This window comes from Rubrivivax gelatinosus (genome assembly GCF_004340905.1).
GTDB classification, from domain to species: Bacteria; Pseudomonadota; Gammaproteobacteria; order Burkholderiales; family Burkholderiaceae_C; genus Rubrivivax; species Rubrivivax gelatinosus.
Genome location: NZ_SLXD01000004.1, coordinates 249,462 through 265,253, shown reverse-complemented (window position 1 = coordinate 265,253; position 15,792 = coordinate 249,462). Strand labels below are relative to the sequence as shown.

Here is a 15,792-nt window from a genome sequence, read left to right as displayed (position 1 = left end):
GCACCGCGCCACGGACGGACCAAGCCGAGCACACCCCGGGGAAGGAGGTGTGACGAGGCGGCTTCGCCCGGCGGCCCCGCTGCCCTGCGTCCCTCTTCGGGGGACGGGTAGGCCGGAAGCTTTGCGACCCCGGCTTTCGCACGGGTGTGCCCTGATGCGGACCATGCTAATGGATGCGTCCGCCGGTTGCATGAAGTAACGCTCGCAGATGTTCGCTCACGTGAACTAATTCGCTCGAAGATCCGCAACCCGCCGGCAATATGATCGAATTGAAACCGCGCGTTGATACATATGACATCGCTGGCGTGACCGACATTTTGCGCGAATGGCGCGTTTTCTTTCGATCGGGATCGTCAGCTGGAAAAGACGGGAGAAAGAACTCAACATCCGCACGCGACGGTCGATGAGAGCGCAGCGTGAGTAATTCAAGAAAGCGGCCGACTTCCGGTTCAATTGTCGAGCCCGGTCCGCGATGACGTTTCTAGAATTGCCTCGACGTCGCCCAGGATCTCAATGACCGCAACCGCCGCTCCGTCTCACCGTCCGATCGACCCGACCTCGCTCGGGCGCCCCGTGCACCTGCTCGACGCCTTCGCGCGGCGCTGGCAGGCCGACCTCGCCGGCTGGCTCAGGCGCCAGGTCAACCAGCGCCACCGCGCCGGCTTCGAGGTGCGGGGCGCCTCGCTCGCGCGCCTGGAGCACGAGGCCGAGGGCAGCGGATGGCACGCCTACACGCTCGAGCGCGGCAGCCTGGTCTGCGGCGCCGACCGCCGGCTGCTGCTGGCGCTGATGGCCAGGCGCTTCGGCACCGAGGCGCCGGCCGAGGACACGATGGCCACGACGACCGAGGAACGGCTGGCGGCCCAGCTGGGCGCGACCTGGGCCGGCCTGGCCGCCCGCCGGCTGGAAGCCGGGCTGGCGCCCGAGCCGGCCACGGTGGCGGCGCCCGCCGGCGGCGTTGCGGCCGCCGCGCCGGCACGCGGCACCTGGGTGCTGGACGCGACGGTCGTCGAAGCCGGCATGGCCGAACCCGCGCGGCTGCGCATCGCGCTCGCGCCCTCGTGGCTGGAGCGGCTGTGGACCCGGCTGGCCACCGAGCGCCTGCCCTCCAGCGCCCAGGCCACCGTCGCGCCGCTGGCCACGCGGCTCGAGTTCCGCCTCGTCGCGCAGCTGCTCGAGAAGCAGCTGCCGCTGTCCGACGTCGCCGCGCTGAAGGTCGGCGACGTGCTCCCGATCACGCTGGGCGAAGCCGACGCCCTGGTCGACGGCCTGCGCCTGTTCAAGGCCCGCGTCGCCGAACACGACGGCCGGCTGTGCCTCACCTGTTTCTCCGACTCCGATTGAAAGCCACGACGATGAGCGAACCGATCCAACTCGACCCGCTGGACACGCTGGACCTGGACACCGCCGAAGTGGTGCCCGAGGCGCCCGGGCCGCGGCGCAAGCTGGCGCAGCTGATGCGCAAGATCCCGGTGACGCTGACGCTGGAAGTCGGCTCGGCGCGCATCTCGCTGGACGACCTGAGCCGCATCCGCCCCGACAGCGTCGTGCCGCTGGACACGCTGGCCGGCGAGCCGCTGACGATCAAGGTCAACGGCACGACCGTCGGCCGTGCCGAGGTCGTCGTCACCGGCGACAAGTACGGGCTGAAGGTCGTCGAGGTCTCGGACCTGGACCTCGGGCTGCCCGAGGCATGAGTCTCGCCCCGGGCACCCCGCGCTGGACGCGTGCGGCGCGCTGGGCGCTGGCCGCCGGGCTGCTGGTGGCCGGCGCCTCGGCGCTGGCCGCCAACGGCGTGCCCGTCCTCAGCACGACGACGCGCGGCGCGACCACCGACTTCACGGTGAAGACCCAGATCGTCATCCTGATGACGCTGCTGGGCCTGCTGCCCGCGCTCGTGCTGATGATGACCAGCTTCACGCGCTTCGTCATCGTGCTGGCGCTGCTGCGCCAGGCGCTGGGGCTGCAGCAGGGGCTGCCCAACCGCATCATCACCGGCGTCGCGCTGATCCTCACCTGCCTGGTGATGCGCCCGGTGGGCGAGCGCGTCTGGACCGACGCCCTCGTGCCCTACGACGAGGAGCGCATCGTGATGAGCGAGGCGCTGGAACGCGCCGAGAAGCCGATCTCGGCCTTCATGCTCGCCCAGACCAGCAAGACCGCGCTGGCGCAGATCTCGCGGCTGGCCGGCGAGCCGCCGGTGGCCAAGCCCGAGGAGCACGCCTTCACCGTCAAGCTCGCGGCCTTCGTGCTCAGCGAGCTGAAGACCGCGTTCCAGATCGGCTGCATGCTGTTCATCCCCTTCCTGGTCATCGACCTCGTCGTGGCCTCGCTGCTGATGGCGATGGGCATGATGATGCTGTCGCCGCTGGTCATCTCGCTGCCGCTGAAGCTGCTGCTGTTCGTGCTCGTCGACGGCTGGACGCTGACCGTGGACACGCTGGTCACCAGCGTGCAGAAGTTCTAGGGGCCGCGGCGATGATGACCCCGGAGATCGCCGCCGACCTCGTCAGCGAGGCGCTGGGCCTGGTGACGCGCATGGTGGCGGTGCTGGTCGTGCCCGGGCTGCTGGTCGGGCTGCTGGTGGCGCTGTTCCAGGCCGCCACGCAGATCAACGAGCAGACGCTGAGCTTCCTGCCGCGGCTGCTGGCGACGCTGCTCGTCGTCGCGCTGGCCGGGCGCTGGCTGGTCGGCTCGATGATGGACTTCTGCATCTCGGTGTTCCAGCGCGCGGCGACGCTCGTGGGCTGACGGCGATGGAAGCGATCTACGGCCAGTGGCTGGGACTGATCGGCCAGCTGTGGTGGCCCTTCTGCCGCGTGCTCGCCTTCCTGGCGGCCACCGCGATCCTCGGCGACGCGATGCTGCCGGTGACGCTGCGCGTGCTGCTCGCGCTGGTGCTGGCCGTCGTGCTGCTGCCCATCGCGCAGCCGGCGCAGCCGATAGACCCGTTCTCGCTGGCCGGCGTCGCCGCCACCGTCGAACAGGCGCTGATCGGCCTGGTGCTGGGCCTGGCCTTCCACCTCGTCAACGCCGTGCTGGGCACGCTGGGCTTCCTGGCCTCGTCGCAGATCGGGCTGTCGATGGCGGTGATGAACGACCCGATGAACGGCGAGTCCTCCGACGTCGTCTCCAGCCTGCTGCAGGTGCTGGGCATCCTGGTGTTCTTCGCCGTCGACGGCCACCTCGTCGTCGCCGGGGTCGCCGGCGCCAGCTTCAAGGCCTGGCCGGTGGGCGGCGGGCTCGCCGGGCTGTCGCTGCAGGCGCTGCCGCTGGCCGTGGCCTGGGTGTTCTCGGCGGCGATGCTGCTGGCGCTGCCGCTGGTGCTGTCGGCGCTGGTGGTGCAGATCGGCCTGGGGCTGCTCAACCGCGTCTCGCCGGCGCTGAACCTGTACTCGCTGGGTTTCGCCGTCGTCACCTGCTTCGGCCTCTTGATGCTGGTGGCGCTGGTGCGCCACCTGCCCGAGCACTACCTGGCGATGATGCAGCGTGTGCTCGACCTGATCGAACACGGCCTGAGGACGCGCCATGGCTGACAACAGCACCGGCGACAAGACCGAGAAGGCCACGCCGCAGAAGCTGCGCAAGGCGCGCGAGCAGGGCCAGGTGCCGCGCTCGCGCGACTGGGCGACGGCCGCCGGCATCGTCGTCGGGCTGCAGGTCTTCGTGATGCTGCTGCCGGGTTACCTGGCCGACTTCCGCCTGCTGTTCGGCGCCGCCTTCGTGCCGCTGGACGGTGACGCCGCGCTCGCCGAGACCTGGTCCACGCTGTTCAGCACCTCCGTCCTGCTGCTGCTGAAGATGGTGCTGCCGCTGCTGGCCGTGCCGCTGCTGGCCGTGGCGGCCGGCCTGATGCCCGGCGGCTGGGTGGCGAGCACGAAGAACCTGGAGCCCAAGCCCGAGCGCCTGAACCCGGCAAGCAACCTGGGCCGGCTGTTCGGCGCGCGCCACTGGGCCGAGTTCGCCGGCTCGCTGCTGAAGACGCTGGCGCTGGTGGCCGTGCTCTGGCACGTGGCCAGCAGCGCGCCTCAGGACTACCTGCGGCTGCAGGGCATGACGCTGGACCGCGCGCTCGCCGACGGCCTGGCGCTGGCACGCGGCGGCATCCTGGCGATGGTCGCGGTGTTCGTGCTCTTCGCGCTCATCGACCTGCCGCTGCAGACCTTCCTCTTTCGCCGCCAGCAGCGCATGAGCAAGCAAGAGGTCAAGGAAGAGCACAAGACCACCGAAGGCCGCCCCGAGGTGCGCCAGCGCATCCGCCAGCTGCAGCGCCAGATGGCCCAGCGCGGCGTCAGGAAGGCCGTGCCCGGCGCCGACGCGGTGATCGTCAACCCCGAGCACTACGCCGTGGCGCTGAAATACGACGAACGCCGCGCGCAGGCGCCCTTCGTCGTCGCCAAGGGCGTCGACGAGATGGCGCTGTACATCCGCCGCGTCGCCGCCGAGCACGGCGTGCAGGTCGTCGAGGCGCCGCCGCTGGCCCGCGCGATCTACCACACCAGCCAGGTCAACCAGCAGGTGCCGGCGGCGCTGTACCGCGCCGTGGCGCTGGTGCTGGGCTACGTGATGCAGCTGCAGGCCTTCCGCGACGGCCGCCGCGCGCGCCGCCCCGAACTGCCCGACGACCTGCCGGTGCCCGCGCACCTGGCCGAGAACCCGCCCCGATGAGCACCACCCCCACCCAGACCCTGCTGGCCGCGCTCAAGCGCAACCGCCTCGCCGCCCCGGTCTTCCTGCTGGCCATCCTGGCGATGGTCGTGCTGCCGCTGCCGCCGCTGCTGCTGGACGTGCTGTTCACGTTCAACATCGTGCTCGCGGTGATCGTCGTGCTGGTCGCGGTGACGACGCAGCGGCCGCTGGACTTCGCGGTCTTCCCGACCATCATCCTGACGACGACGCTGATGCGGCTGACGCTCAACGTCGCGTCCACCCGCGTCGTGCTGCTCAACGGCCACGAGGGCACGCACGCCGCCGGCCGCGTCATCGAGAGCTTCGGCAACGTCGTCATCGGCGGCAACTTCGTCGTCGGCATCGTCGTCTTCGTGATCCTGATGATCATCAACTTCGTCGTCGTGACGAAGGGCGCCGAGCGCATCTCCGAGGTCTCGGCACGGTTCACGCTGGACGCGCTGCCGGGCAAGCAGATGGCGATCGACGCCGACCTGAACGCCGGCCTGATCAACCAGGAGAAGGCGCAGGCGCGGCGGCGCGAGGTCGGCTCCGAGGCCGACTTCTACGGCGCGATGGACGGCGCGTCGAAGTTCGTGCGCGGCGACGCCATCGCCGGCATCCTGATCCTGCTGATCAACATGATCGGCGGCGTCGCGATCGGCGCCTGGATGCACGGCCTGCCGCTGGGCGAGGCCTTCCGCACCTACGCGCTGCTGACGATCGGCGACGGCCTCGTGGCCCAGATCCCGGCGCTGCTGCTGTCGGCGGCGGCGGCGATCATCGTCACCCGCGTCAGCGACTCGGGCGACGTCGAGCAGCAGATCGGCCGCCAGCTGCTGGCCTCGCCGCCGGTGCTCTACGGCGCCGCCGGCGTGATGCTGGCGCTGGCCGCGATCCCCGGCATGCCCTGGCCGACCTTCGTCGGCTTCGCCGCGGTGCTGGGTTTCGTCGCCTGGCGCATGGCGCGCCGCCCGGTGGTGGCCCCGGCCGACGACACCACCAAGGCCGTCGAGCAGGCGCTGGTCGCCGAACGCGAGGCCGAGATCGACTGGCCTTCGCTGCCGGTCGTCGAGCCGGTGGCGGTGACCGTGGGCTACCGCCTGGCGGCGCTCGTCGATCCGGCGCAGGGCGCGCCGCTGGCCAAGCGGCTCAAGGGCGTGCGCCAGACGATGAGCGAGCAGCTCGGCCTGGTGCTGCCGCGCCTGGGCGCACGCGACGACCTGTCGCTGCGGCCGACGCAGTACGCGGTGCTGCTGGGCGGCACGCCGATCGCGATGGCCGAGGTCTTCCCCGACCGGCTGATGGCCCTGCCCTCGCCGCAGACCTACGGTGAGCTCGACGGCGTGCCCGGCATCGAGCCGGCCTACCAGCTGCCGGTGACCTGGATCGAGCCGCAGCACAAGGCGCACGCGCTGGGGCTGGGCTACCAGGTCGTCGAGCCCGCGGGCGTCGTCGCCACGCACGTCTCCAAGCTCGTGCGCGAGCATCTCGGCGAGCTGCTGCGCCACGAGGACGTGCCGGCGCTGGTCGAACGCTGCGGCGCGCTGGCGCCGAAGCTCGCCGCGGCGCTGGACAAGGCCTACACGCACAGCCAGCTGCTGAAGGTGCTGCGCCTGCTGCTGGCCGAGAACGTGTCGATCAAGGACATCGTGCCGATCGCCACGACGCTGCTGGAGAACGCCGAGACGACCAAGGACCCGGTGCTGCTGGCCGCCGAGGTGCGCTGCACGCTGCGCCGCCAGATCGTCAACACCATCGCCGGCCCGGGGCCGACGATGCGCGCCTTCAGCCTCGGCGCCGAGCTGGAGAACCTGCTGCTGGGCGCGCTGAACAGCGCGCGCCAGGGCGGCGCCAAGGTCGCGCTGGACAACTTCCCGGTCGACCCCCAGCTGCTGTCGCAGCTGCAGACGCACATGCCGATGGTGCTGGAGCAGATGAAGCAGCTCGCCGCCGCCCCGGTGCTGCTGGTGATGCCGCAGATCCGGCCGCTGCTGGCGCGTTACGCGCGGCTGTTCGCGCCGGGGCTGGCGGTGCTGTCGTACAACGAGATCCCGGAGTCGCGCGAGGTCAGCGTCATCGGGACGCTCGGGTAAGGCGGTCCACGCCGTCGTCTCCCCCGGCATCGGCCTGCACCAGCGCCAGCACGACCTCGGTCGCGGCGGCGAACAGCGACGGCGGCAGCAGCGAGCCCACCGGCAGCACGCCCAGCGGCACCGCGCCGGCGGCCAGGCTGCCGACCTGCACGCGGCAGCGCAGCAGCGCCAGGCCGGCGTCGCGCAAACCCGTGGCCAGCGCCGGCAGCAGACGCTTGAGTGCCGGCAGCGTCTCGCGGCGCACGCAGGCCAGGCCCAGCCACAGCCCGCCCACACCCAGCTGCAGATGCGCCGCGACACGCCCCAGCCGCGGCAGGTCGACGACGAGCAGCAGCGCCGGCGCGCGCCGCAGCCCCGGCGGCGGCGGTGCTGCCTCTTCGCCGTCGTCGGGCAGCGGGATCGTCAGCGCCAGCGGCAGCCCCAGCCACGACGCCGGCCAGGGCGGCAGCGGCGTCTGCGGCGCGGCCAGCGCGCCGGGCTCGCCGGCGGCGACACGCAGGCGCTGCGAGATGCCGGCGCGCCAGGCCACGGCCAGCGCCGCGGCGTCGTCGGGCGCGGCACCACGCACCTGGCGCAGCGCCAGCGGGTCGAGCTGCCAGCCCGGCGGCGTCGCCGCGCCGGCCGCGCCGCGTGCGGCCAGGCGCAGCCGCGCGCCGGTCTCGACGACCTCGAAGCTCAGCACGTCGCCGACGGCGACACCCGGAGGCAGCTCGACGATGGCCGGCTGCACGGACGGCGCGGCGGCGGCCGTGGGCAACGGCGGCGTCAGCGCGCCGGCCAGCGCCGCAGCAGCAGCCGGCGCTTCGCGGCCCCTCGCGGCGGCGGCGTCGAAAACGATCGGAGCGACGGCGCTCAGCCGGGACCAGGACATATCCACCTCTGCAAGCTGCGGGTCTGCCCCGCGCACCGATTGAGGGCGACCTGCCGGCTATGCGGCTTAAACCCCTTGCGGCGTCTCCTGCCGCCCGGCGGCCGTGGCTCGCTGAGGCCTCCGCACGCCAGCCTTCCATCACAGCCAAAGCTCACGAACCAAGCAAGGCAGCACGTCCGCGAGCAGCAGCGCAAGAGCCGGCCGCCGGGGCGTGTCCCTGCGTTCATGTCCCCCGGGCGGGCTGCGCCCGCCCTCCTCCTAATACTTCACTCCGGGACACGCCCCGACGTCCGGCTCCGAGGCTTTGGTGGCACACCACGCGCACGCCACCGCCGGTGGCTGCCGCGGGCGTCGGGTGGCCGGTGGAGGGAATACGAAGGGACTTCCCACAACCCAGCACGACGTCGAGACGTCAGGATTGAAGGTGCAAGTCAGCAATCCGACGCTGGAAAGGGGAAGTCGCATCCTGGATGGGCCTGTGCCCGGGCACCAAGATCACCGGCGGCAAGGTCATGAGCGGCAGGACCCACCCTACGGCCAACCGCGCCGCCCAAGCGCTGCGGCTGGCTGCTGCGGCGCTGCGCACCAGCCAGTCGGCGCTGGGCGCGTACTACCGGCGGCTGTGTGCCCGCATGGATAAGGCCAAAGCCGTCACGGCGGCCGCACACAAACTCGCCCGGCTGATCTACAGCCTGCTGAGCAAGGGCCAGGAGTACACCCGATCAAGGTCAGGCCTACTACGAGGAGCGATACCGCCAGCGTGTGCTGCACAACCTGCAGCGCAAGGCGCAGCGGCTCGGCATGTCGCTCGTTCCGGTCACGCCTGACTCAGCCACCGCCTAGAAAACTCCGCCTGCATCAATCACTTGGGAGGAGTTTCTTGAGAGGCCTCATCGGCGCGAAGCTCGGCAAGTGATGTTGAGCCCTCCGCGAGAGAACTCAACGCCAGGCCGAAGCGCCGAAGTTCCTCGTAGTTCGTCTTGATCTCGGCCGCGACTTTGCATTGGCTTTCGGGGCGCTCGTCAGCTTGGCGGTCTGTAGCCAGCTGGACATGAACACCGATGGTGCCAGTGCCGCCGATTGGATAGAACTTGAACCCGACGTGTAGTTGATCGATGGTGCTACCGCTTCGACTCCAGTAGCCTCCACTGAGCTCGATGGGATGCTCTCGCTTCAACGGGTACGTTGTAGCAAGGCGCCTTCCAATTTCGGCCAGTTGCTCTGCATCGAACCACGCGGAACCTGTACCGGCATAGGATCTGTGTTGAAGCTCAACGAATAGCTCGGCTGTGCCATCGGTATCGTGTTCAATGCGCAGACGTAGAGCGACGGTCATTTGTATGAGGCCTAACGCCCAATTTCACCGGCGACCATGCAAAGCATGGGCGTCCGTGTGCAAAGACCAGTTAGGCTATGGAGCGAAGGCACAGTGAGACGATGTGCTTACTGCGACTTTTGCTTGCAACGGAACTCTAGCGTGGCTGAGCCAGGCTTGCCTAGTGCCGGATGCTGGATGTCGGTGCGGACTACATCCATCTCTTTGCTCTGATTTTTGCAAAACGCTTCTGCCTCTTGGGTGATTTCCGCGTAAACAGCGGTTGGCGCGCCAAACCCTACCTGGAGGCTCGTCTTGGATACAAGGAATCGATCTTCGCCGGCCTTCATGATTCCGGTTGAAGCACAACCGGTCAAAAGGAGAAGCAATGCATACGAGATTTTTGAATTCATTTTGGAACTGGTGATTGATAAGTTTGAGAGGGAACCCGAAGAAAACGACAGCGTGGCAAGGTGATGGCCTAACTGTTGTTATATGCAGCAACCAGACGCCGCATAACAAATCCAACGCTCGCGTAACAAGCACCTCGGACGAAGGCTCAAGTTCTTGTCGCGCTTGAGATTTCCGTCGCCGAGCGACCCGCGGTGCAGGCGTAAAAATGACGCCGAAAGCGGCGTCGGTTACAGATGATTCTGAGCCGCCCCGCGTCCGCCGCCAAGCCCACCGCCCGTCTTCGGGGGGAGGCCCACCACCCCCGAGCGAACAGCCCCAGTACCGCCCTGCCGCGGGCGCCGGGTGGCCGGAGGAGTGAAGTATTAGGAGGAGGCCCGGCTTGCCGGGCCGGGGGACATGAACGGAACCGGCCACCCGGCGACCGTGGCTCGCTGCGGCCCCAGCACGCCGGCCTTCCCTCACAGCCAAAGTTCACGAACGAAGCAAGGCAGAGCCCGTCCGCGAGCAGCAGCGCTAGAGCCGCCTGCCCGCCAAACGCCGATCACCCACGCAGCCAGAGCTGCTCCAGCCCCGTGAAACGCCAGGCCTCCGGCGGCTCGATGCCGGCCACCGCGTCGTCGCAGCGCGGGTCGGACAGGTCGAGCTCGAAGGGCTCGATGGCATGGCGTTCGGCCACCGAGTAGAAGACCCGCACCCGCGGCGTCAGCAGCGAGCCGCCGCGGCCGATGACGACGGCCAGGCGCTCGGACTTCAGCCGCAGCAGCGTGCCGGTCGGGTAGATGCCGACCGCCTTGACGAAGTGCTGCACGACGACGGCGTCGAACTCGCGCGGCGACTGCGCCAGATGGCGCATCGCCAGCCCCGGGTCCCAGGGCGCGCGATAGGGGCGGCGCGAGGTCACGGCGTCATAGGCGTCGCAGACCGCGGCCATGCGCGCGAAGGCCGGGATGGCCTCGCCGCGCAGCCGGTCGGGGTAGCCGCTGCCGTCCAGGCGCTCGTGGTGGTGGCGCACGGCGTCGAGCACGCAAGCCGGCACGCCCTCCAGGCGCGCGAGCAGCGCATGGCCGATCTCGGCGTGGCGGCGCATCAGCGCCAGCTCGTCGCCCTGCAGCCGCGCCGGGCGCGTCAGCAGCTCGGCCGGCAGCCGTGCCTTGCCGATGTCCAGCAGCAGCCCGGCGAGCGCGGCCTCGCGCAGCTGCGGCGTCGCCATCCCCATCTGGCGCGCCAGCGCCACCATCAGCGCCGACACCGCCAGCGCGTGCAGGTACAGGTACTCGTCGGCGGCCTTGAGCCGGGCGACGGCGACGAGCAGCGTCGGCTCGTACTCGACCGAATCGACGATCTCGTCGACCAGGTGCTCGCAGGCTTCGGTGGCCACCGCGCGCCCCAGGCGCACGCTGTCGTGCAGCGAGCGCAGCGGCGCCAGGCTGCGCCGGCACAGCGCCGCGGCCTGCACGTAGCTGCGGCCGACGCGCGGCGGCTCGGGCTGCGGCGCCGGCTCGGGCGCGGCGTCGGGCAGCGGCTCGTCGACCGGCACCAGCGCCGGCAGCACGTCGACGCCGCGCTCCAGGTCGATCAGCACGCGTTCGACACCGCTGGCGCGCAGCTTGTCCAGGTCCTGCGCCTCGCGCAGCGCGAAACGCGTGCGCCAGAACGGGTGTTCGATCCACGAGCCGCAGATCTTGTGCACGAACATGCCGATCCGCAGATCGGCGACCGCGATCTCCTTGAGCACCGTCGGCGTGCTCCTCAGGCCGCGGGCAGCGCCGCCGGGGCCAGGCCCTGCAGCCGGCGCTCGTGCATGCGCAGCAGCAGCGCCTCGAAGTCGCGCGTGTAGCGCTGCGTGTCGAACAAGGGCAGAAGCGGGCGCTGCTCGTCCAGATGGCGGCGCAGGGCCTGCAGGCGTTCGGGCGAGCGGCCGAGTTCGACGGCGCTGCGCACGTAGGCCTCGGCGTCGGCGCAGGCCAGCTCGGGCAGGCCGCAGGCGGCCACCAGGCTGGCGGCCACGCGCGAGGCGAAGGTCTCGCCGGGCACGGTGAGCACCGGCACCGCGGCCCACAGGGCCTCGCTGGCGGTGGTGTGCGCGTTGCAGGGCCAGGTGTCGAGGAACAGGTCGGCGCAGCGCAGCCGCGCCAGATGCTGCTCGACGGGCAGGCGCGCGGCGAAGACGACGCGCCCCGGCGCGACGCCGCGCGCCTCCAGCTCGGCCTGCAGCCGGCGCTGGCCGTCGGGGTTCCAGGCCAGCAGCCAGAGCACGGCGCCGGGCAGTTCGCCGAGGATGCGCGCCCACAGCGACACCAGCTCGGGCGTGATCTTGTAGCTCTGGTTGAAGCAGCACAGCACGGTCGCCTCTTCGGGCAGGCCGAGCGCGGCGCGCGACGGCGCCGGCGGCAGCACGCGCCGGTCGTCGTTGGGCTGGTAGCTGTGCGGCATCTGGGCGATGCACTCGCTGTAGTCGGCAGCGTGGGCCAGCGGCGTGACGACGGTGTCGCCGATCACGTAGTCGAGGAAGTCGGCACCGGTGCTCGCCGGATAACCCAGGAAGGACAGCTGCACCGGCGCCGGTCGCTGCGCGAACACCGCCATGCGCGAGCCCTTGGTGTGGCCCTTCAGGTCGATGCCGATGTCCAGGCCGTCGGCGCGCATGCGGCGCGCGGCGGCGGCGTCGTCCATAGAACCGACGTCGACGATGTGTTCGCAGGCCGCCAGCACGCGCCGGCGCAGCGCGCCGGCGCCGCCGGGGCCGTGGTCGTAGACGAAGACCTCGAAACGCTCGCGGTCGTGATGTTCGAGCAGGCCGACGATCAGCGCCGCGGTGGCGTGGTCGTGCAAGTCGTTGGACAGGTAGCCCACGCGCACCCGGCCCTCGCGGCGGCGCCCCGGCGGCGGCAGCACCGGGCGCAGGCCGCGCAGCTGGTGGGCGAGGCTCAGCTCGCCGGCGCGGCGCTGCTGCGCGCGCGTGCTGGCCAGCGGCAGCAGCGTGAACGGCGAGACCTGGCCGGCATCGGCGACACCGCCACGCTCGACCAGCGCCAGCAGCGCCGCGGCGTCGCTGTCCAGCTCGCTCCAGTCGCAGCTCTGCTGCGCCGAGTGCACCAGCAGCGGCAGCACCAGCGGCGCCACCGCACGCTCGCGGTCGACGGCCAGCGCGGTGCGAAAGCAGATCGCCGCCTGGGCCTCGGCGCCCAGGCGCTTCAACACCAGCCCCAGGCGGTAGTGCGACAGCGCGTCGTCGATGCGCATCGTGTTGGCGCGGATCAGCGGCTGCAGCGCTTCCTGCGGGCGATCGGCCAGCAGCAGCGCGCCGCCCAGCGCCGACAGCAGATCGGCCGAAGGCGGCAGGCGCTCGGCCAGCGGCTGCAGCGCCTGGGCGAGCTCGGCATGGCGGTGCAGCCGGCCCAGGCAGGCGGCGAGCTGCAGGCCGCCGAGCACGGAAGGCTGCAGCTCCAGGGCGCGGCGCGCGTCGGCGGCGGCCGCCTCCGCCCGCCCCAGGTGCAGCCGCGCGCGCGACAGCGCCAGCCAGACCTCGGACGCTCGCGGCTCGGTGCGCAGCACGCGCTGGAACGCACGCTCGGCTTCATCCCAGCGCCCACGCTCGGCGGCGGCCACCCCGGCCTGCCAGGACGAATCGCGCCCGCTGCGGGCCTGCACTGCCGGACTTCCCATCGTGTCTTCCTCGCTCGGCTGCCGCTGCACACGGCACGAAGGCCGGCCGGCGCTCGCCGGTCGGCCTGGGGGGCGCGGATCTGGCCCGCGCCGCGCGGCGCCGATGCGCCGCGTCCGGGGGATCAGCTGAGCAGCGACAGGGCCAGCTGCGACATGCTGCCGCTTTGCTTGAGCATCGAGGTGCCGGCCTGCAGCAGCAGCTGCTGCGAGGTCATGTTGGCCGTCTCGCTGGCGTAGTCGACGTCCATGATCCGGCTCTTGGCGGCCGAGGTGTTGGTGCTCATGTTCGCCAGGTTGTTGTAGACGTGGTCGAGGCGGTTGGAGGCCGCGCCCAGCGTCGAACGGTAGGTGCCGATGGCGTCGAGCGCGTCCTCGAGCTTGTCGATCATGCCGTTGGCCGTCGCCGGGTCGGTCGTGCCGAGCTCGGTGCCGGCGGTGCCGCTGGCGGCGTAGTTGGAGCTGATCGCGTCCAGCGCGGTGGCCAGCGCGCCCAGGCCGGTCTGGGTGTCGACCTTCATCGTCTCGCCCGAGGAGGCGCCGATCTGGAAGGTCAGCTCGGTCGCGTCGAGCAGGCCGCCCGTGCCGTCGGTCGTCGTGCCGTCGCTGAACAGCTTGGCGCCGCCGAACGAGGTGTTCTTCAGGATGTTGCCGAGTTCGGTGCCCAGCGCGTCGTACTCGGACTGCAGCGCGGTGCGGTCGTCTTCCGAGGTCGAGGCCGTGGCCGACTCGGTGGCCAGGTCCTTCATGCGCTGGACGATCGAGGTCACCTCGCTCAGCGCGCCTTCGGCGGTCTGCATCATCGAGATGCCGTTCTGGGTGTTCTTCTGGGCGACGGCCATGCCGCGCGTCTGGGCGTCCAGGCGGGTGGCGATCTGCAGGCCGGCGGCGTCGTCCATCGCGGAATTGACGCGGTAGCCGGTGCCCAGCTTGCTCATCGACGAGGACAGCGAACGCTGGGTGTTGCCGACGGAGTTCTGCGTGGACAGGGAGGCGGCGTTGGTGTGAAGGCTCAGCATGACGGTGCTCCGGTGGGGTGGTGGTCCGAGAACGTTGCGCCTCGGTCTCGTCCACACAGGGCGACGGCGCGCGGAATTTCTTAAACCGCCGGCAGGCACCGGCCCAGGCACCCGTCCATATGCGGCCAGCGCATGAGGGTCGGCGAATCGATTCGTTCGTGCGCGCAAGCTGCGCCGCCAACATCGCCGGCGTGAACTTCCAGCAACTGCGCGCCGCCCGCGAAGCCGTCCGGCAACGCTTCAACCTCACCTCGGTCGCCGAGGTGCTGCACACCTCGCAGCCGGGTGTCAGCCGCCAGGTCCGCGAGCTCGAGGACGAACTCGGCGTCGACCTCTTCGTGCGGGTCGGCAAGCGCCTGACCGGGCTCACCGAACCCGGCAAGGTGGCGCTGCCGATCATCGAGCGCCTGCTCGCCGAGGCCGACAACCTGAAGCGCGCCGGCGCCGACTTCGCGCGTGCCGGCAGCGGCACGCTGACGGTGGCGGCGACGCACTCGCAGGCGCGTTACGCGCTGCCGCCGGTGGTGCGCGACTTCCTCGCCGCCAACCCACAGGTCACGCTGCACCTGAACCAGGGTTCGCCGCGCCAGATCGCGCGCTGGCTGATCGACGGCGAGGCCGACATCGGCGTGGCCACCGAGGCGCTGGCCGACTTCGACGAGCTCGTCGCCCTGCCCTGCTACCGCTGGAGCCACGTGGTCGTCGTGCCGCAGACGCATCCGCTGGCCGACGAGGACCGGCGCGGCGAGCGCCTGACGCTGGAGCGCCTGGCGCAGTTCCCGCTGGTGACCTACGAACCCGGCTACACCGGCCGGCGCCACATCGACGAGGCCTTCGAGCGCGAGCACCTGGAGCGCGAGATCGTGCTCGCGGCGATGGACGCCGACGCCGTGAAGACCTACGTCGAGCTCGGCCTGGGCGTGGGCATCGTCGCCTCCATCGCCTACGACCCGGCGCGCGACCACGGCCTGCACGCGATCGACGTGCGCCATCTGTTCGAGGTGAACACGACGCGGCTGGCGGTGCGCCGCGGCAGCTACCTGCGCGACTACGCCTACGACTTCATCCAGACCTTCGCCTCGCCGCTGTCGCGCGCGCTGGTCGACCGCGCGCTGGCCACGCCGCACGGCCAGCCGCTGGAGCTCTCGCCCGAGCCGCCGCCGCCCAGCCCCTGGCGTGCACCGGCCGACGCCGTGGCCGGCGGCTGAGCGCCGCCGCGGCGGCGCTCACTCGCCGCGCGCGTGCGCCTCGTGGATCGCGGCGGCCTTGGCCTCCATCTCGCGGCGCATCGCGCGGCGCATCTCGGCGGCGGCGTGGCGGCGCTTCTGGTCGGGCGTGCGCGGCTCCAGCGCCGGCACGGCCACCGGCTGGCCACCGTCGTCGACCGCGACCATCGTGAAGAAGCAGCTGTTGACGTGGCGCACGACGCCGGCGCGGATGTCCTCGGCCAGCACCTTGATGCCGATCTCCATCGACGAGCGCCCGGTGTGGTTGACCGAGGCGAGGAAGGTGACCAGCTCGCCGACCTGGATCGGCTGGCGGAACATCACCTGGTCGACGCTCAGCGTGACGACGTAGCGCCCGGCGTAGCGCGCGGCACAGGCGTAGGCCACCTGGTCGAGGTGGCGCAGGATGACCCCGCCGTGCACCTTGCCCGAGAAGTTGGCGGTGTCCGGTGTCATCAGCACCGTCATCTGCAGTTCGTGGGCGGGCAAGGCGATCGTCACGGGGTCCTCGGTGAAAGTC

Annotated in this window: 15 protein-coding genes and 1 riboswitch; of the genes, 9 read left to right on the top strand and 6 right to left on the bottom strand. The window is 70.9% G+C overall.

Annotated elements, in window-relative coordinates; genetic code table 11:
• Nucleotides 1-66: 66 nt before the first annotated feature.
• Nucleotides 67-161: riboswitch (cyclic di-GMP riboswitch) on the bottom strand.
• 352 nt (nt 162-513) lie between these two features.
• The 7 genes from EV684_RS08490 to EV684_RS08460 are packed head-to-tail and all read left to right on the top strand — an operon-like array spanning nt 514 to nt 6,764.
• Nucleotides 514-1,344, top strand: coding sequence for a FliM/FliN family flagellar motor switch protein (locus tag EV684_RS08490; RefSeq protein WP_132646135.1), 831 nt, complete (start codon nt 514-516; stop codon nt 1,342-1,344).
• Between the two features lie 11 nt (nt 1,345-1,355).
• Complete coding sequence (locus EV684_RS08485; RefSeq protein WP_132646133.1) at nt 1,356-1,697, top strand: FliM/FliN family flagellar motor switch protein; 342 nt, start codon at nt 1,356-1,358, stop codon at nt 1,695-1,697.
• Nucleotides 1,694-2,467, top strand: coding sequence for a flagellar type III secretion system pore protein FliP (fliP, locus tag EV684_RS08480; RefSeq protein ID WP_132646131.1), 774 nt, complete (start codon nt 1,694-1,696; stop codon nt 2,465-2,467). The genes EV684_RS08485 and fliP overlap by 4 nt, the downstream gene beginning before the upstream one ends.
• Before the next feature lie 11 nt (nt 2,468-2,478).
• Complete coding sequence (fliQ, locus tag EV684_RS08475; RefSeq protein ID WP_132646129.1) at nt 2,479-2,751, top strand: flagellar biosynthesis protein FliQ; 273 nt, start codon at nt 2,479-2,481, stop codon at nt 2,749-2,751.
• 5 nt (nt 2,752-2,756) lie between these two features.
• Entirely contained in the window at nt 2,757-3,536 is a 780-nt protein-coding gene (locus tag EV684_RS08470; RefSeq protein WP_132646127.1) for a flagellar biosynthetic protein FliR, read from the top strand.
• On the top strand, nt 3,529-4,668 hold the full coding sequence (locus EV684_RS08465) for an EscU/YscU/HrcU family type III secretion system export apparatus switch protein (protein WP_132646125.1): 1,140 nt from the start codon (nt 3,529-3,531) through the stop codon (nt 4,666-4,668). Before EV684_RS08470 ends, EV684_RS08465 begins: the two co-directional genes overlap by 8 nt.
• On the top strand, nt 4,665-6,764 hold the full coding sequence (locus tag EV684_RS08460; protein ID WP_132646123.1) for a flagellar biosynthesis protein FlhA: 2,100 nt from the start codon (nt 4,665-4,667) through the stop codon (nt 6,762-6,764). The genes EV684_RS08465 and EV684_RS08460 overlap by 4 nt, the downstream gene beginning before the upstream one ends.
• On the opposite strand, the gene EV684_RS08455 is transcribed toward EV684_RS08460, so the two are convergent.
• Together EV684_RS08455 and EV684_RS08450 are read right to left on the bottom strand one after the other, a co-directional pair.
• Nucleotides 6,745-7,635, bottom strand: a complete 891-nt coding sequence (locus EV684_RS08455) for a hypothetical protein (RefSeq protein ID WP_132646121.1) — start codon at nt 7,633-7,635, stop codon at nt 6,745-6,747. The two genes, EV684_RS08460 and EV684_RS08455, sit on opposite strands and share 20 nt — an antisense overlap.
• Nucleotides 7,636-8,497: 862 nt before the next feature.
• The gene (locus EV684_RS08450) at nt 8,498-8,971 is read right to left on the bottom strand and encodes a hypothetical protein (protein ID WP_132646119.1); all 474 of its coding nucleotides are present in this window, start codon (nt 8,969-8,971) and stop codon (nt 8,498-8,500) included.
• A gap of 170 nt (nt 8,972-9,141) precedes the next feature.
• Between EV684_RS08450 and EV684_RS23975 the strand changes: the two genes are divergently transcribed.
• A complete protein-coding gene (locus tag EV684_RS23975) occupies nt 9,142-9,312 on the top strand; it encodes a hypothetical protein (protein WP_165908436.1) in 171 nt (56 codons plus the stop codon).
• A gap of 593 nt (nt 9,313-9,905) precedes the next feature.
• On the opposite strand, the gene EV684_RS08445 is transcribed toward EV684_RS23975, so the two are convergent.
• The 3 genes from EV684_RS08445 to EV684_RS08435 form a co-directional block, all read right to left on the bottom strand.
• Entirely contained in the window at nt 9,906-11,099 is a 1,194-nt protein-coding gene (locus EV684_RS08445; protein ID WP_132646117.1) for an HD-GYP domain-containing protein, read from the bottom strand.
• A 14-nt stretch (nt 11,100-11,113) separates the two neighbouring features.
• Nucleotides 11,114-13,030 carry an O-linked N-acetylglucosamine transferase, SPINDLY family protein gene (locus tag EV684_RS08440; protein ID WP_132646115.1) on the bottom strand — a complete coding sequence of 639 codons (1,917 nt, stop codon included), beginning with the start codon at nt 13,028-13,030 and terminating at the stop codon, nt 11,114-11,116.
• A 122-nt stretch (nt 13,031-13,152) separates the two neighbouring features.
• On the bottom strand, nt 13,153-14,046 hold the full coding sequence (locus EV684_RS08435; protein ID WP_132646113.1) for a flagellin N-terminal helical domain-containing protein: 894 nt from the start codon (nt 14,044-14,046) through the stop codon (nt 13,153-13,155).
• A gap of 191 nt (nt 14,047-14,237) precedes the next feature.
• On the opposite strand from EV684_RS08435, the gene EV684_RS08430 reads away from it, so the two are divergent.
• Nucleotides 14,238-15,254 (top strand): CysB family HTH-type transcriptional regulator, encoded by a 1,017-nt coding sequence (locus tag EV684_RS08430; protein WP_132646325.1) that lies wholly within the window; start codon nt 14,238-14,240, stop codon nt 15,252-15,254.
• Nucleotides 15,255-15,272: 18 nt separating this feature from the next.
• Here EV684_RS08430 and EV684_RS08425 read toward each other — a convergent pair whose 3' ends face one another.
• Nucleotides 15,273-15,767 carry an acyl-CoA thioesterase gene (locus EV684_RS08425; RefSeq protein WP_029718892.1) on the bottom strand — a complete coding sequence of 165 codons (495 nt, stop codon included), beginning with the start codon at nt 15,765-15,767 and terminating at the stop codon, nt 15,273-15,275.
• Nucleotides 15,768-15,792 lie beyond the last annotated feature (25 nt).

Excerpts from the sequence above, each read along its gene's own strand:
- EV684_RS08490 (WP_132646135.1), top strand. The coding sequence starts at position 514 with ATGACCGCAACCGCCGCTCCGTCTCACCGTCCGATCGACCCGACCTCG.
- EV684_RS08485 (WP_132646133.1), top strand. The coding sequence starts at position 1,356 with ATGAGCGAACCGATCCAACTCGACCCGCTGGACACGCTGGACCTGGAC.
- fliP (WP_132646131.1), top strand. The coding sequence starts at position 1,694 with ATGAGTCTCGCCCCGGGCACCCCGCGCTGGACGCGTGCGGCGCGCTGG.
- fliQ (WP_132646129.1), top strand. The coding sequence starts at position 2,479 with ATGATGACCCCGGAGATCGCCGCCGACCTCGTCAGCGAGGCGCTGGGC.
- EV684_RS08470 (WP_132646127.1), top strand. The coding sequence starts at position 2,757 with ATGGAAGCGATCTACGGCCAGTGGCTGGGACTGATCGGCCAGCTGTGG.
- EV684_RS08465 (WP_132646125.1), top strand. The coding sequence starts at position 3,529 with ATGGCTGACAACAGCACCGGCGACAAGACCGAGAAGGCCACGCCGCAG.
- EV684_RS08460 (WP_132646123.1), top strand. The coding sequence starts at position 4,665 with ATGAGCACCACCCCCACCCAGACCCTGCTGGCCGCGCTCAAGCGCAAC.
- EV684_RS08455 (WP_132646121.1), bottom strand. The coding sequence starts at position 7,635 with ATGTCCTGGTCCCGGCTGAGCGCCGTCGCTCCGATCGTTTTCGACGCC.
- EV684_RS08450 (WP_132646119.1), bottom strand. The coding sequence starts at position 8,971 with ATGACCGTCGCTCTACGTCTGCGCATTGAACACGATACCGATGGCACA.
- EV684_RS23975 (WP_165908436.1), top strand. The coding sequence starts at position 9,142 with ATGCTGGATGTCGGTGCGGACTACATCCATCTCTTTGCTCTGATTTTT.
- EV684_RS08440 (WP_132646115.1), bottom strand. The coding sequence starts at position 13,030 with ATGGGAAGTCCGGCAGTGCAGGCCCGCAGCGGGCGCGATTCGTCCTGG.
- EV684_RS08435 (WP_132646113.1), bottom strand. The coding sequence starts at position 14,046 with ATGCTGAGCCTTCACACCAACGCCGCCTCCCTGTCCACGCAGAACTCC.